Raw genomic sequence first — 15,761 nt, 5'->3', positions numbered from 1 at the left:
ATAGGCGGAATTTCATTCCTTGTCTATTACCAAAAGGAAGTAAATCATTGACGTTGTCAAGTAGATTGAAAGCTACAAGCACAGAATAATCTTATTTATATTACTATAAATCATTAAAAACATGAAAAGAATTAAATTTGACAATTTACAATACAATTGGTTTTTTATATCATTAGTATTACTATCCTTGATATGTATAATTTTTGGTTTTGTTGAAATCATTCAATTTCAAAACCCCAAAATAAATAAAGGAATTAGTGCAATTGGATACTTATCGCAAACAGTATTTTTCTCAAGAATGTTTTAGTTCAAGAATTATGTACAGTATAACAAAAAAGGAATTTTTATTCGCATTAAAACATTTTTTGGAAAATCAATATCATTTGATAATGTGGAGAGAACAGAATTAGAGAATCAGGTTCTAACAATTTATAAAAATGATGGAACTACATATGATTTTAACATGAAAAATATTGATGAAAATGATACCAAAAAACTTAATGAAATATTTAATCAATACTTTTAATAAAACAGATACTTTGATGTAGAAGTTAGTATTTTAAGGTGGTGTTTAAGTAATACCAATTAGTTTAAATTTACTATTTTGTTTTTTGTCAAATCGAGCGTAGTCGAGATTATATATAAGTTAAAAAAAGGTTTCGACTGCGCTCAACCGGATAAAACAACAACAACCTTTTATAGTATATTAAAAGATGATTTGATATAATTACTATATATTTGAGACTAGAAATGGGTAATTATACATCACGAAACTAAACCAAATGACAACTTTCCCGGTAAGCGCTTCTATACTATCAGAAAAAGATTTAGGCCGATTCATAATAGAAAAATACAACTTAAATGAAAGTTTTGAATGTAAATTATACAGAACTGGCGTAAATCACACTTATTTTATTTCGAACGCAACCGAAAAATATGTTGTTAGAGTTTATTGTCATAATTGGCGAAGTAAAACTGAAATAATAGAAGAATTAGCACTTTTAAAAGTATTAAAAGACAATAATCTTCCAATTTCATATCCAATTCCCGATAAAAATGAGGAATTAATTCAGGAAATTAAAGCGCCAGAAGGAATTCGTTATGTAGTCCTTTTTTCATTTGCAAAAGGCGAAAAAGTTCGGTTTATTACTAATGAAAATTGTTTTACCGTTGGCTCTATTATGGCTAATATTCATAATGTAACAGCAAACAAAAAGATTAATAGAGTCAATTATACATCTGATATTCTTTTAGAACAATCCTATAATTATTTAAAATCCTTTTTCTCTGAAGAGTTGAATGAAATGAAATTTTTAAAAGAAACTGGCCATAAAATATCAAAAGTATTTGCTGAAAATAGTTTATCAGAAAACCAAAAAGGAATCGTTCACCTGGACATTTGGTATGATAATTTTAGTATCAATAAGGAAAATGAAATAACTATATTTGACTTTGATAATTGTGGAAATGGAAGCCTTATTTTAGACATTGGTTATTTCTGTAAACAATTATTTTTTATTGAACAAGATAAAAATCAATACGAATCTAAAGTAAAAAGTTTTATTGATGGTTACAAACAATTTAGACCTTTATCAGAACAAGAGATTAAATTAATCCCTGAAGCGGGAGCCTCAATTTTTATTTTTTATTTGGGTGTGCAAGCCCAAAGATTTGATTGGTCTAATATTTTTTTAACGGAGAACTATTTCAAAATGTTTGTTGGAAGAATAAAAACTTGGCTAGACTATTATAAAAATAAGAAGATTAACTGTGATTAATATTCTTCTGCAATCCTTTATAAATCAAACCAAACAACAAATAACATGCAAGACATTATCAAAAAATTCAAATTTAAGGACAACGCAATAGCAATTAACGCGCCAGATAATTTAGAAATTCAATTTGTTGAACTTGGTTTTAAAACTGCATTTGATAATGATAAAAAGAGCGGAAATACGTTAGTTTTCATAACCAACAACAAAGAATATCTAGATTTTTTAAACAACAAATTACATAACATTAAGCCAGATAGCGTTTTGTGGTTTGCCTATCCAAAAGGAACTTCAAAAGTAAAAACTGATATTAATAGAGATACGATTCGGGTTACGGGTGAGGAATTTAATATTACAACTGTTTCGGCAATTTCTATCGACGATACATGGAGTGGCTTGCGGTTTAGACCGATTGATAGAGTAGGGAAGAAATAGCAGTTGGTCCTAATCTACATGAAATGTTAAAATTAAACCTATTAAAAATATAACTTCTTACCTTTGGCACATGACTAAAAAGTTACACCTATATCTCATAATTTTCACTCTTGGCTTATTCCTTTTGCCAAGTTTGACTTATGCGTGTGGAACTCAGTCAGAAAAAGAATGTTGTAAAAAAGAAACAACTTCAAAACAAGAGCATAAAGGATGTTCTGAAGAAAGTCATACTGCTGATAAAAATAGCGGTTGTGACGGTCAATGCGGACATTCAACCTGTACTACAACTTCGGTACAAGTAAACTTAGCTTTGTTTAGCGAAAATGAATTTGTGTACACTTTCTTTAACTTTCCTAATGAGAAACAAAAGTTTTACAGTTCAAAAACTTTTATTTCATCTGGTTATACTTCATTATGGCTTATTCCTAAAATAGGCTAATTTTATTTCTTGACAGCCATACTTATGGCTATTTTACTGCTTTTGCAGTATATTATTTCCAAATTATAGGTTAATAAGGTCGAATTTGATACGCTTATTTTTTTATAATTATTCACAATTCAAAATTTTAAATAAATCATTTTCAAAAGAATTTACTCTTTTGAAACAAATCTCTATACTATGAAATATTCAATTTCAAATATATTGGTAGCAGCAACTATGTTGTTAACCTTTACAATTTCAAGCGCGCAAATAAAAAATTCAGTAACTGAAAACGTAAAAATTTACGGTAACTGTGGTATGTGCGAAAAGACTATAGAAAAAGCAGGAAATCTAAAAAACGTAGCTGCAGTAGATTTGAATAAAGACACCAAAATGGCTTCTATAACCTATGATGATAAAAAAACGAATCAGGACGAAATTTTAAAACGCATTGCTTTAGCAGGATACGATAGCGATACTTTTCTTGCTCCAGACAAAGCTTACAGTGAATTACCCGATTGTTGTCAATATGATAGAGAAAGTAAAATTGCCGTTAAAGCAACTACAGAAAATCACGAGAATCATACAAATCACATGGATATGAAAAATACAATAATGCAACAAGAGAACCAACTTACAGCAGTTTTTGACAACTACTTCGCCGTAAAAGATGCTTTAGTAAGTAGTGATGGAGCAACAGCTTCTGAAAAGTCTAAAATGTTAGTTTCTAATCTAGAAGCCGTGAAAATGGATCAATTGGAAATGGATGTTCACATGGTGTGGATGAAAGTTTTTACCAATTTAAAAGAAGACGCTAAACATATTGCTGACACTAAAGATATTGTACATCAAAGAGAGCGTTTTATCAATTTGTCAAAAAATATGTATGAATTAATCAAAGTTTCAAAAACAGAAAATCCAATTTACTACCAATTTTGTCCAATGGCAAATAAAGGAAAAGGTGCAAACTGGTTGAGTAAAGAAAATGCAGTTAAAAATCCATACTACGGTTCGATGATGATGACTTGTGGTAAAACAATAGAGACAATAAAATAAATGGAGCAAAGTCCATTTGTAAAATATGGACTTTGTTTTTTATTAAAAAAAATAATTATAATGGATGTCAGGACAAAACTAATCGTCTTTTTATTAGTAGCTTTTAGTGTTACTTCATTTGCACAAATAAAAATTGGAGACGCAATTCCATCTATTGAATTGCAAAGCAGCAAAGATGTAAAAATTAATATAAATGAATTCAAAGGTAAGTTCGTATTAATAGATTTTTGGGCTTCCTGGTGTGGACCATGCAGAGTGGGGAATAAAAAGCTAGTGCAAATGCATAAAGATTTAGATTCAAGTAAAATAGAAATTATTGGAATTTCAATTGATACAGACGCTACTAAATGGAAAAAAGCGATTGAAAAAGACAAGATAAATTTTTTGCAATTAATTGATCCAAAAGAATTTGATGCTATCGCAGTAGTAACTTTTGGAGTAGAAGAGTTGCCTTCAAAATTCCTATTTGATAGCGAAGGAAAATTAATAATGAAAAACCCAACAGATCAAGAAATAATAAATTTAATAAATAAATAAAATGAAAATAGTAAATATAAAATACAGCGCTTTAATAGTTTTAATGGTAATGTTTTCGGCGGTAAGTAATGCACAGATTTCAAAAGCAGAGATTGTAGCAACGGGATTAACGTGCTCTATGTGCTCTAATGCAATAAACAAGCAATTAAAATCAATGCCAGAAGTGAAGGATGTTGAAATCGACTTGAATTCAAACACTTTCATTGTTTCTTTAGCAGAAAATAATTCATTATCACCTTCGATATTTAAAGAAAAAGTTGAAAAAGCAGGTTTCTTCATTGGTTCTCTAATTGTCACAGTTGATGCTGAAACTTTAAAGAAAAACTCTTTCGTTGTTGTAGACGGTAAAGAAAGCAAGAATAAAGAAGTTCAAATACAAGTTTTAGATAAAGGTTACGTAACCGATAAAGAATTTAAAAAACTATCTAAATCCTACAAGAACAGCACAACTTATGCGATGAACAATGAAAAAGATTTTCATATCAAAATTGTAAAATAATGAGGAAATTTCTAGTATTGGTTATCATTTTCATTTTCCAAAAAGGGACGAGTCAGGAATTATTTCTGATGACAGATCCAGCCAGCAACGTTCCTGCAAACTCCTTAGGCGTAAACGTGTTGCAATCCTTTCTGAAAAAAGAAAAAATATCAGCATACAATTATTATCTAATGCCTGAAGTAAGCTACGGAATTAATAAGAATTTAATGGTAAGAGCGTCAGCTTTTGCAAGTAATGCTGACAATAATTTTGTAGCCGAAGGAGGGAGTGTTTATGCCAAATATCGCTTCTATTCTGAGGATGATATAAATAGTCATTTTAGAATGGCTGCTTTTGGTCGCTATAGCTTTAATAATTCTATTGTAAATCAAGAGCAAATTGAAATTATGGGTAACAATACCGGTTTTGAAACTGGTATTGTTGCTACAAAATTGATTAAAAAGCTCGCGATCAGTTCATCGTTAAGTTTTGAGAAGGCATTCGACAATACTTCAAACCATAGGTTTCCAACTAATTTTGGAAGTACTGCGACGAACTATACCTTGTCTTTTGGTAAATTAATGTATCCAAAAAAATATACCAGTTTGAAGCAAACTAATATTAATCTAATGTTAGAATTTGTTGGCCAAACGATCAATGAAAATGGTAAATCTTATTTAGATGCAGTACCAGTTATTCAATTTATTTTTAATAGTCAAGCACGATTGGATTTAGGCTACAGAAAAGAATTAATTAGTTCGATGACGCGTTCTTCTTCCGAGGGTTTTTACTTTAATTTATATTATACTTTTTTCAATTTGAAAAAGTAAATTTGATTACGATATAATTCTTAAAACCGATTTTATTATTAAAAATCAATAAGTTAAAAAATTAGCAGCTGACATAATCACTGCTCAAAAAAAGAAATTGAACAAATGAAACTAATGATTAAAATATTAGAAAATGAAAAATAATACTATAATCGCTGTTGTTTTTGTACTCTTTATTTCAAATATGCTTTTGGCTCAAAAAGTCGTCCATTATGATCTTTATGTAAAAGATACTTTGGTCAATTTCTCGGGAAAAGAAAAAAGAGCAATTGCAGTAAACGGACAGATTCCGATGCCAACGCTAACTTTTACAGAAGGCGATATTGCTGAAATTGTAGTCCATAATCAACTGAAAGAAAGCACTTCCTTACATTGGCACGGTTTATATTTACCAAACAAAGAAGATGGTGTTCCGTACTTGACACAAATGCCTATTGAACCTGGTGAAACCTTTACGTATCGTTTTCCAATTGTGCAAAATGGTACACACTGGTACCACAGTCATAGTGGAATGCAAGAGCAAATAGGGATGTACGGTTCGTTAATTCTGAAGAAAAAAACTGATGACAAAACATTCAGAAAAGAAATTGATGACTTACCACAAGTTCCTGTAATTTTAAGCGAATGGACGGATTTAAACCCTAAAAACGTACATCGATTATTACACAACGCTTCCGACTATTTTGCCATTAAAAAAGGAACTACTCAGAGTTACGCAGAAGCAATAAAAGCAGGACATTTTAAAACCAAACTAACTAACGAGTGGAAACGCATGTTGGCCATGGATGTGAGTGATGTTTATTATGACAAATTCTTAATAAATGGTCAGAACGAAAGTCAGCTAACGCAATTTAAAGGCGGAGACAAAGTACGATTACGAATTTCCAATGGCGGTGCATCATCTTATTTTTGGTTGAATTACGCTGGCGGAAAAATGACTGTAGTGGCTAACGATGGTAATGATGTAGAGCCTGTTGAAGTAGATCGATTGATTATCGGAGTTTCAGAAACATACGATGTTGTGGTTTCTATTCCTGCCGACAATACCTCTTATGAGTTATTAGTAACTCCAGAAGATAGGACTAAATCAACTTCTCTTTATATTGGTCAAGGAATCAAACAATTGGTTAGTCCGATGCCAAAATTGAAATATTTTGAAGGAATGAAGATGATGAACGACATGATGAATAGCAATGGAACCATGAATGATATGGGAATGGATATGTCGTTTCAAAAAATGGATATGAATACGGTTATGTATCCAGAATCCTCACCTGAATTCTCGAACGCAGGAAAGCAAGAAAGTGGAATGAAGATGGACCATTCAAAACACAGTATGAATTCTGATATGGTGACGCTGAATTATTCAATGTTAAAATCACCAACTAAAACTACACTAGACAAGAACGCTACTGTACGTGAAATTAGATTTGAACTAACAGGAAACATGAACCGTTATGTTTGGAGTATGGATAATAAAGTTTTATCTGAAGTGGATAAGATTCTAATTAAAAAAGGAGAAATAGTTCGCATCACACTATACAATAATTCAATGATGCGTCATCCAATGCATTTGCACGGACATGACTTTAGAATTTTAAACGGTCAAGGAGAATACTCTCCTTTAAAAAATGTATTGGATATAATGCCAATGGAAACAGACGTAATCGAATTTGCTGCCAATGCAGATGGTGATTGGTTCTTTCATTGTCACATTTTATATCACATGATGTCTGGGATGAATCGCGTTTTTACTTATGAAAATTCTGAACCGAATCCTTATTTGCCGAATAAAGCTGCAGCATATAAAAAACTACAAGCCGAAAGTAATGAGTCGCATTTTATGGCTCAAAACGATTTTGCTACCAATGGTAATGATGGAATGGCAATGGTACAAAATGCGCGTTGGAGTTTTGGAACAGAATGGCGTTTAGGATATAATAAAATGCATGGTTATGAAGTAGAAACTCATGTGGGACGATACATTGGAAAAAACCAATGGTTTATGCCATTTGTTGGATTTGATTATCGCTATAGAAAAATGGGAATGGACCAGCAAGAAACTAATTTATTTAATCAATCCAATACTAAAGATAATCGCAGTTTGGTTAGTTTAGGGTTTGATTATACATTGCCAATGTTGGTAATTTTTCAAGCAGAAGTGTATCACAATGGCGATGTTCGCTTGCAGTTAATGCGTGAAGATATTCCAATTTCAAAAAGGATACGAGCTGGATTTATGGTTAATACAGACAAAGAATATATGGCTGATTTACGTTATATCATAAACAAAAATATGGGTATTAGAACTCATTATGACAGTGATATGGGATTTGGATTGGGATTATCAGTAAATTATTAAACGGTTACGGAAAAAGGATTAAAAATTCAATTCATAAAAATTCAATTTTATCTCATACAATAATTATATCAACCATTACAAACACTTGAAAAAGTGATGTAATGGTTTTTTTATTCTTATTAAATTAAAAAGTAAACTTTTACGAATAAAAGAACTGAATTTTTATATATTTAATAAAAACTGAAAAGCAAAAAACTATTAGATTACAATAATTTTAATTTAATTAAACGACTTAAAAACAAGCAAATGAAGAATGATTTTACTTTCATAAAAACAGATAGAAAATTACTTAAGATAAATTTTAATGAAATAATATTAATAAAGGGATTAGGTAATTATGTTGAAATTTTAATGCTTGAAAATAAAAAATATATTTATTATAATTCTCTTAAAGATTTGATTGAGAAATTGCCAAGTGAATTTATGAGAGTTCATAATTCCTACATCGTTAATCTAACAAATATTGATTTTTTCGAGGATAATCATTTAATGTTAAAAGGAAATAAGATTTCAGTAGCAAAAGGTTATCGAGAATGTTTAAATAACACTCTAAATAAATTGATATTATAAGTAGTAAATAAGAATGTAATGCCATTACATAAGAAAATAGTACACTTAAATAAATATTTTTTTATTCATCAATAAACTCTGTTGTTTTGTTTTGAAGATAATTAAAATATAAATTTAAAACATACTATATGGAAACACAAAATAAAAATTCAAAGAATCCTGCTGTTAAAAAAAACAATCCGTTTATTGAGGATGTATCTTCAATAAATGGTTTAATTAAAGCATTTTATGAGGTTGTTTCAGGTGAAGCTGGAGAAAAAAGACAATGGGAAAGAGATGAATTCATTCACAATCCCAAAGCAATTTATACTTATTTATCAAATGAATCTGGTGATTTGAAACAAGTTACTTTATCCTTGAAAGATTTTCATAAAGAAACAGATAACATGGTTTTAGAGACTGCATTTTATGAAAATGAAATCAATAGAGAAGTAAAAATATTTGGCAATATTGCTCATGTATGGAGTACGTACGAAACAAGATTAGAAAAAAATGGAAAAGTTGAGAGACGTGGTGTAAATAGCATTCAACTTTTTTATTCTAACGAGAAATGGGAAATAATTTCTCTAACTTTTGATAGAGAAACCCAAAATAATAAGATCCCGCAAACTTTTAACCCAAAATAAAAAATTAAAATTGTATGGTCAAAATACTATAATCATTACTCCTAAAATTCAATAAAGCCACATTAAAATATAGGTATTAATTCTTATATTGTTGAATATTAAAAGGATTAAAAACAATTATGAAAAATTTAAAATATATTTTATTTGCTTGAAAATATTGAAGAATGATTTTTCCTTTAGAATAAAAACAGTAATTATTTTAAAACATTATGACAATTATGTAACATTCTCATAAAATTTTAAAACGCAAAAAAATACTTTTAATTTATCTTTAATTCATTAAATTTTAATGAATTATGAAAGTTAAAGAAACCACCAAAGAGATCAAACATGTTGGCGATGAAGCCATGTCAATTCACAAGCGAAAAAGAGGAAAAGGATATCAATATTTTGATGAAGAAGGAAATAAAATCACAGATACAATTTTATTAAGTAGGTTTCGTAGGTTGATTATTCCGCCAATGTGGAGTGATGTTTACATCTGCAAATGGGATGATGGACACATTCAAGCCATTGGCAGAGATGCCAAAGGAAGAAAGCAGTACATTTATCATACTACTTTTGAAAAAGCAAAACAAGAAGAGAAGTTTGCTAAAATGAAAAGTTTTGGTAAAGCACTGACAAAATTTCGAAAAAAGGTTTTAGAAGATATTGCCATAAAAGAATGGACTAAAGATAAAATATTAGCTTTAATAATCTTGTTACTTGACGAAACCGGTATTCGAATTGGAAACAAACAATATGCCAATCAAAATGGAACTTTCGGATTAACAACCTTGCGAAGAAAACACATTACATTTGATAAAAACCATGTTGTATTTGAGTATAAAGGTAAAAGTAATCAAATGAGACACGTTGAAGTTGATGATGCCCAATTAGCTAAATTGATAAAAAAATCATCTGAATTACCAGGTTATGAAATTTTTAGATACAAAGATGAAGAGGGTAATTTTCATGCAGTGGATAGCGAAGATGTAAATGAATACATTCGGACTCACATGGGAAAAGGATTTAGCAGTAAAGATTTTAGAACTTGGGTAGCAAGCCGTTTAGCAGTTGAGCTCTATCCTTATGCACTAGAAGCCATTGGTGATACGAAAAAGAAAAAATTCAGTAATACACTAATTCGAATGGTAGCAGATGAATTAGGTAATACTCCTACAGTTTGTAGATCGTATTATGTACATCCTAACATCATGCAAAAAATTGAAGAAAAAACACTTCCTAATAAAATGCATGATGATTTCGGAATGAATCAATTTGAACTTACTTCTTCAGAGAAAGAAGTAATGAAACACATTTAATTTAAGGAACGATTACAATTTCTTCATCAGCAGAAGTCGTAATCGTTTTTTTTATTTTTCTTTTACCAATAATCAAAATCACTAATGCTAGAAGTGTAGTTACAGTCATAATGGCAACCATTGGCACTACTGAATTATGTACAAAAACTCCAACTAAAAACGACACAAATGCTCCTAAACCCAATTGTATAGCGCCCATTAATGCAGAAGCACTTCCGGCATTTCTCGCAAAAGGAGCAAGAGTTAATCCCGCTGTATTTGGATTAGAAATTCCTAAACAAGCCAGAAATAAAAACAGCATGGCAATCGTTCCATATAATCCTAAAACATTATTAATTACCAAAATAAGGAATAATATCGCAATAATTGATTGAGAAATTAATGCCCCAAAAATCATTTGTTCACTATTAAATTTTCGCAAAAGCAAAGAATTGAGTTGGCTGGCACTAATAAAACTGAGAGACATAAAAGCAAAAATCCAACCATAGGTTTTAGCATCAACTTCAAAAATATCCATAAATAGGATAGGAGAGGCCGCTACATAAGTAAACAAACCAGAAAATGCAATTGCACCCGCAAAAGCATACGTATAAAATTGAGGTTCTTTTAGTATAGTTATGAAATTTGTAATTATTGCTTTTGGTTTTAAAGAGATTGAAGTATCTGGTAAATAAGTGTTTGGCAAAACTAATTGTGCTGCGATCAAAATTACAATTCCCATACACATCAATATAAAAAATACGGTGTGCCAACCATAATCAGCAGTAACATAACCTCCAATTGTTGGTGCTAACATGGGCGAAAGACCTACAACCAGCATTAATAACGAAAACACTTTGGGAATATCTTTTACAGGAAACAAATCACGAACCATAGATACAGAAGCTACGGTTGCGGCACAACTACCAACAGCTTGAATGAATCGCAAACCAATAAATGTATCGATATTCGTAACGAAAACACAACCTAATGAAGCGGCTATATAAACCAAAAGCCCTATAAATAATGGTTTTTTTCTTCCAAAACGATCCAGTAATGGACCATAAAGGAGTTGCCCTGCAGATATACCAATAAAGTAACTGGATAAGGTCATCGAAACATTGGCTACCGTTGTATTCAAATCTTTTGCTATTCCAGAAAAACCTGGTAAATACATATCAATAGAGAAAGGCCCTAAAGCGGTTAAGGATCCTAATATCAAAATTAATTGAAAGTATTTTTTCTTTGTCATTACAGTATCAGTCTTCAAAATAGCTAATTTAATTTTTTGCAAAGGTAAATGAAATAAATGCTTTACTGAAAATTAACGAGCAGTAAGATGAAATGTAGGACAGATGCTAATTTTTGAAAAGTAATACTAATCCAGAAACTAGAAGTAATGTCAGAATTAATTTTTTCAAAAATTCCTCGTCCAATTTTAAAAAAACTATTTTACCTAAAACCAATGCAAGTATAAAAAATGGTAAAACATATAAAGAATTATAAAGCTCAATAGTTGTAAAAACTCCCTCGAAAACTAAAACAGATATTCGCATCATAGATACCAATCCCAAGATTCCGAACATGGTTGCCCTAAAAACCCTGACATCACTAGTTTCGTTTTTAATAATTACTGCATATAAAGGTCCTCCCGTAGAAAAAACACCCGAAAAGAAACCTCCAAAAAGACCTAAAATGAATTCTAATTTACTACCAAATTTCCAATTATTTTTATTTAAAATACTATTCAAAACAAACAGAATGATAAAAACGCCAAGTGCTTTTTTTAATAGAGTTGGCTGACCATATATTAAAACTATTGAACCGATTAGAATTCCAATTAATGAAGTTATTGCTAATTTTCTAAGCAAGATTTTATCCATATTTTTCCATTCCTTGTAAAAATAAATAGGAGAAGCAATGGAGTAAAAAATAGATATGTAACAAACAGCCTCAGTCAACGGCATTACCAAAAGTAAAATAGGAAGTGCTACTAAAGCCCCAGCAAAACCAGTAATTGTTTGTATAAGAAATCCTAAAAAAATTCCAATTGATAGTAATAATAATAGTGTATCCATGATGCAAAAGTAAATCAACAACTAATTTTACTGAAATTTTATCAATGGATTTTATAGTATTTTACCATAAAAAAAAGGTAATTTTACTAACTTAAAAGATTTTTTTATGGTAGATGCAATCGATTTAAAAATAATAGAAAAACTAAAAGTTAATGCTAGAGTTTCATTTGTTGACATTGGAAAACAAATTGGTCTTTCGCCATCAAGTGTTCGAGAACGCATTCAAAAGCTCGAAGATATGGAAGTTATCAAAGGTTATAGTGTAGAACTGAATACTAAAAAGCTTGGTTTTGGTCTTGAAGTTTTTATTATGTTCAAATTGTTTAGTGGTAATTTGATTCTTTTTAGCGAACAACTAAAAGAGTTTCCAGAAATAACAGAAATACATCGGATTACTGGAACTCATAATATATTTATGAAAGTAATTTTAACAGATCAATTGCATTTACAACAATTTATAGACAGGCTTTTAATTTATGGAGAACCTACAACACATTTGATATTATCCAACTTAAAGAGTACATAGTTAAATTCTTATCAATCAATGTAAAATATCCTTAAAAGGATAAAAGATTATCATTTAAAAATGAACTATAATTTATATTATGTAAAATAGAATTTATTACAAAATAGAAACTCAAAAAGCTTTTAAATAAAAAAAGCATCACTTTTCAGTAATGCTTTCATGTTTTTGTAACAATTATTATTTTATACTCATTGGTATATTCCAATTTTCCCAACTCAATACCACTTTATTATTAGCAACAGTGTAAACTAATTTTTCTGTTGATGATTTTGAAGCTTGTTGTTTAACAGTTACTCTTAATTGATCTTCTTTTTCATTGTATTTTGAAGATCCCCATTGTTTTGCTTCTTTATTAAAAATTACAATACATTCTTTTTCTTTAGGTATTACAAAGAAAGAATATTTTCCAGCTGGTAATTTTGATCCTCCAACAGTTATATCTTTTGAAGTTTCAAAAGTAGTTGCTTCATTTGCTCCAGCACGCCATACTTCGTTAAATGGAACTAATTCACCCCAAATTTTTCTTTCTTTTACCGATGGACTACTATAATTAATAGTAATTGTTGCTCCATTAATTTTTCCTGTAGCCATTTCTTTACTACTAGCCGGTTTTTCTTGTGCATTTGTAAAGTTGACTACTAATAATGTAATAAACGGGAAAAGTATTTTTCTTACTAACTTCATGATTTAAAATGTTTTAGATTAATGAATAAATGTATGACAAGTAGATTAAAAAATATAAAAATCATATTTATTTTATGAAAAAATTATGCATTGTATAATTAAAAAGTTTTGGTAGTGTTAAGGTTGTGATATGATTTTTAATTTCAGTAATTTTACATTCAAATACGTTTTTATCTTTATAATTATGAATACAATTGCTGAACATATTGCTGATTTTTTAAAGGAATACGCACCTTTCAATCATTTGACTTTTGAGGAATTATCTATAATTGCTACTAGCATACGTGTCGTAAATTTAGAAAAAAACAAAGTATTATTTCAAGTTAATGATTTACTACATGACAGTTTTTATGTTGTAGCTTCAGGTGTCGTAACATTATCTGTTATTGCTGATGCTGAGGAAACATTACTAAACAAATGTGTTGAAGGAGATATTTTTGGTATTCGTCCCTTTTTTGCAAAAAATAATTATATGATGACCGCTAAAGCCAGAGAAGAAAGTCTGGTATATGCGATTCCTATCTCTACTTTTCGTCCTTTTGTGGCTAATAATGCTGAAGTTCTTAACTATCTTTTAGAAAGCTTTGCCGTAAACACTAGAAATTATAAAGACAAAGAGAATTTAATAGGAAAGTTAATTTCTGATAACGTTTTTTACGCAGGAGAAAAGTCTGAAATGCAATATTTTCAGTCTTTGTCTTACAATACTTCACCTATAAAAGTAAATCCTAATGCAATTGTGCAAGATGTAGCTCAATTAATGAATGAAAGTTTAAAGAATAATGCTCTTGTATGCAATAATAACATGCCTTTAGGTATTGTAACGGACACGGATATGCGCTCTAAAATTGCTACGGGTCGATTTCCCATAACCATAGCAGTTGAAAGAATAATGTCTTCTCCAGTTATAACGGTAATGGAAAATGTTTCTTTAGCAGAGGCACAATTACTAATGCTAAAATACAATGTTACTCATTTATGTGTAACTCAAGATGGGACAGATAAATCTACCATAAAAGGAATTATTAGCGAAAATGACTTGATTATTGCGCAAGCGAGTAATCCTGGAGTTTTGATAAAAGAAATAAAACGCTCTCAGTCTGCAAAAGAACTAAAACAAATTCGCGATCGTTTGTCCGATTTAATTCAGACCTCTATAACAAAAAATATTCCTGTTTCTCATATATTTAATATCGCTAGTGAAATTAATTTAGCGATTATAAAGCGCTCTGTAGAATTATCAATTTTAGATTTGGGCTCTCCTCCTGCTCGTTTTGCTTGGTTAAGTATTGGTAGCCAAGGCAGAAAAGAACAATTATTATTGACGGATCAAGATAGTATTTTAATTTTTGAAGATGTAGCACCAGATAAATATCGAGATGTTAAAGATTATTTTTTAAAGTTAGCCAAAAGAACAACTGGAACACTTGAAAAAATTGGTTATGAATTATGTCCCAACGGGCATATGGCAAGCAATATGCTTTGGTGTAAATCACTGACAGACTGGATCAAGCAATATGACAATTGGATGAAAGATCCAGGTGAAAATAGTGCTAATATTAGTAGTATTTTCTTTGATTATGAAATTGCATTTGGAGAACAAAAAATAGAAGATGCTATTAGTGACGTAGTTTTCAAAAATGTAAAAAACAACAGTTTGTTTTTTGATTTTCTTGGAAATGATGCCTTACGAAAAAATTCACCTTTAAGTTTTTTCAAAAATTTTAATGTTGAAGACGAAGGACCAAACAAGAATAAATTTGATATTAAAACTCGAGCTTTAATGCCTTTGATTGATGGTGCCCGTTTATTAGCTTTAAATTTTGAAATAAGAGGAATTAATAATACACACCAAAGGTTCAAACAGTTTGCTATTACCGATCCAAAACATGCCGAAATTTATCTAAACTGTGCCGAAGCTTTTCTAACTCTTTCTAAATTTAGAACATTAGAAGGTTTAAAAAATGATAATTCAGGTGAATTTATAAATCTTGATGAACTAACTAAAATAGATCGTGATAAATTAAAAAATGCTTTGTTACCAATGCGTGAATTAGAAGAACTAATAAAAAGTAAATTTCAACTTACTCAATTTTCATAATT

The 15,761-nt window shown here is 29.9% G+C and carries 16 protein-coding genes; 13 read left to right on the top strand and 3 right to left on the bottom strand.

Annotation, left to right across the window (positions count from 1 at the left end; genetic code table 11):
• Positions 1-782 precede the first annotated feature (782 nt).
• From J3S90_RS12815 to J3S90_RS12765, 11 genes are all read left to right on the top strand, one after another.
• The gene (locus J3S90_RS12815) at positions 783-1,778 is read left to right on the top strand and encodes a phosphotransferase (protein ID WP_210646536.1); all 996 of its coding nucleotides are present in this window, start codon (positions 783-785) and stop codon (positions 1,776-1,778) included.
• Positions 1,779-1,823: 45 nt separating this feature from the next.
• On the top strand, positions 1,824-2,207 hold the full coding sequence (locus J3S90_RS12810) for a hypothetical protein (RefSeq protein WP_210646535.1): 384 nt from the start codon (positions 1,824-1,826) through the stop codon (positions 2,205-2,207).
• A gap of 70 nt (positions 2,208-2,277) precedes the next feature.
• Entirely contained in the window at positions 2,278-2,646 is a 369-nt protein-coding gene (locus tag J3S90_RS12805) for a hypothetical protein (RefSeq protein ID WP_210646534.1), read from the top strand.
• A gap of 180 nt (positions 2,647-2,826) precedes the next feature.
• Positions 2,827-3,684 carry a DUF3347 domain-containing protein gene (locus J3S90_RS12800; RefSeq protein WP_210646533.1) on the top strand — a complete coding sequence of 286 codons (858 nt, stop codon included), beginning with the start codon at positions 2,827-2,829 and terminating at the stop codon, positions 3,682-3,684.
• A gap of 60 nt (positions 3,685-3,744) precedes the next feature.
• Positions 3,745-4,221 (top strand): TlpA family protein disulfide reductase, encoded by a 477-nt coding sequence (locus J3S90_RS12795; protein WP_210646532.1) that lies wholly within the window; start codon positions 3,745-3,747, stop codon positions 4,219-4,221.
• Position 4,222: 1 nt separating this feature from the next.
• Positions 4,223-4,720: a heavy-metal-associated domain-containing protein gene (locus tag J3S90_RS12790; RefSeq protein ID WP_210646531.1), complete on the top strand. Its 498-nt coding sequence runs from the start codon at positions 4,223-4,225 to the stop codon at positions 4,718-4,720.
• Positions 4,720-5,529, top strand: coding sequence for a hypothetical protein (locus tag J3S90_RS12785; RefSeq protein ID WP_210646530.1), 810 nt, complete (start codon positions 4,720-4,722; stop codon positions 5,527-5,529). Before J3S90_RS12790 ends, J3S90_RS12785 begins: the two co-directional genes overlap by 1 nt.
• 133 nt (positions 5,530-5,662) lie before the next feature.
• Complete coding sequence (locus J3S90_RS12780; protein ID WP_210646529.1) at positions 5,663-7,891, top strand: multicopper oxidase domain-containing protein; 2,229 nt, start codon at positions 5,663-5,665, stop codon at positions 7,889-7,891.
• A gap of 246 nt (positions 7,892-8,137) precedes the next feature.
• Entirely contained in the window at positions 8,138-8,461 is a 324-nt protein-coding gene (locus J3S90_RS12775) for a LytR/AlgR family response regulator transcription factor (protein WP_210646528.1), read from the top strand.
• Positions 8,462-8,589: 128 nt separating this feature from the next.
• A complete protein-coding gene (locus J3S90_RS12770; protein ID WP_188050963.1) occupies positions 8,590-9,087 on the top strand; it encodes a hypothetical protein in 498 nt (165 codons plus the stop codon).
• A 296-nt stretch (positions 9,088-9,383) separates the two neighbouring features.
• Positions 9,384-10,391 carry a DNA topoisomerase IB gene (locus tag J3S90_RS12765; RefSeq protein ID WP_236023955.1) on the top strand — a complete coding sequence of 336 codons (1,008 nt, stop codon included), beginning with the start codon at positions 9,384-9,386 and terminating at the stop codon, positions 10,389-10,391.
• A gap of 1 nt (position 10,392) precedes the next feature.
• On the opposite strand, the gene J3S90_RS12760 is transcribed toward J3S90_RS12765, so the two are convergent.
• The gene (locus tag J3S90_RS12760; RefSeq protein WP_210646613.1) at positions 10,393-11,622 is read right to left on the bottom strand and encodes a multidrug effflux MFS transporter; all 1,230 of its coding nucleotides are present in this window, start codon (positions 11,620-11,622) and stop codon (positions 10,393-10,395) included.
• 106 nt (positions 11,623-11,728) lie between these two features.
• Complete coding sequence (locus J3S90_RS12755; RefSeq protein WP_188050962.1) at positions 11,729-12,448, bottom strand: sulfite exporter TauE/SafE family protein; 720 nt, start codon at positions 12,446-12,448, stop codon at positions 11,729-11,731.
• A gap of 106 nt (positions 12,449-12,554) precedes the next feature.
• On the opposite strand from J3S90_RS12755, the gene J3S90_RS12750 reads away from it, so the two are divergent.
• On the top strand, positions 12,555-12,974 hold the full coding sequence (locus J3S90_RS12750) for an Lrp/AsnC family transcriptional regulator (protein ID WP_210646527.1): 420 nt from the start codon (positions 12,555-12,557) through the stop codon (positions 12,972-12,974).
• A 177-nt stretch (positions 12,975-13,151) separates the two neighbouring features.
• Here the strand turns inward: J3S90_RS12750 and J3S90_RS12745 are convergent, their stop codons facing one another.
• Positions 13,152-13,658: a DUF2911 domain-containing protein gene (locus J3S90_RS12745; RefSeq protein ID WP_210646526.1), complete on the bottom strand. Its 507-nt coding sequence runs from the start codon at positions 13,656-13,658 to the stop codon at positions 13,152-13,154.
• Positions 13,659-13,842: 184 nt separating this feature from the next.
• Here J3S90_RS12745 and J3S90_RS12740 point away from each other — a divergent pair, with 184 nt between their 5' ends.
• Complete coding sequence (locus tag J3S90_RS12740) at positions 13,843-15,759, top strand: DUF294 nucleotidyltransferase-like domain-containing protein (protein ID WP_210646525.1); 1,917 nt, start codon at positions 13,843-13,845, stop codon at positions 15,757-15,759.
• The last annotated feature ends 2 nt before the right edge of the window (positions 15,760-15,761 follow it).

Origin of the sequence: Flavobacterium flabelliforme (assembly GCF_017948675.1) — a bacterium.
Lineage (GTDB): Bacteria > Bacteroidota > Bacteroidia > Flavobacteriales > Flavobacteriaceae > Flavobacterium > Flavobacterium pygoscelis.
This window is presented reverse-complemented; position numbering and strand designations above follow the sequence as displayed.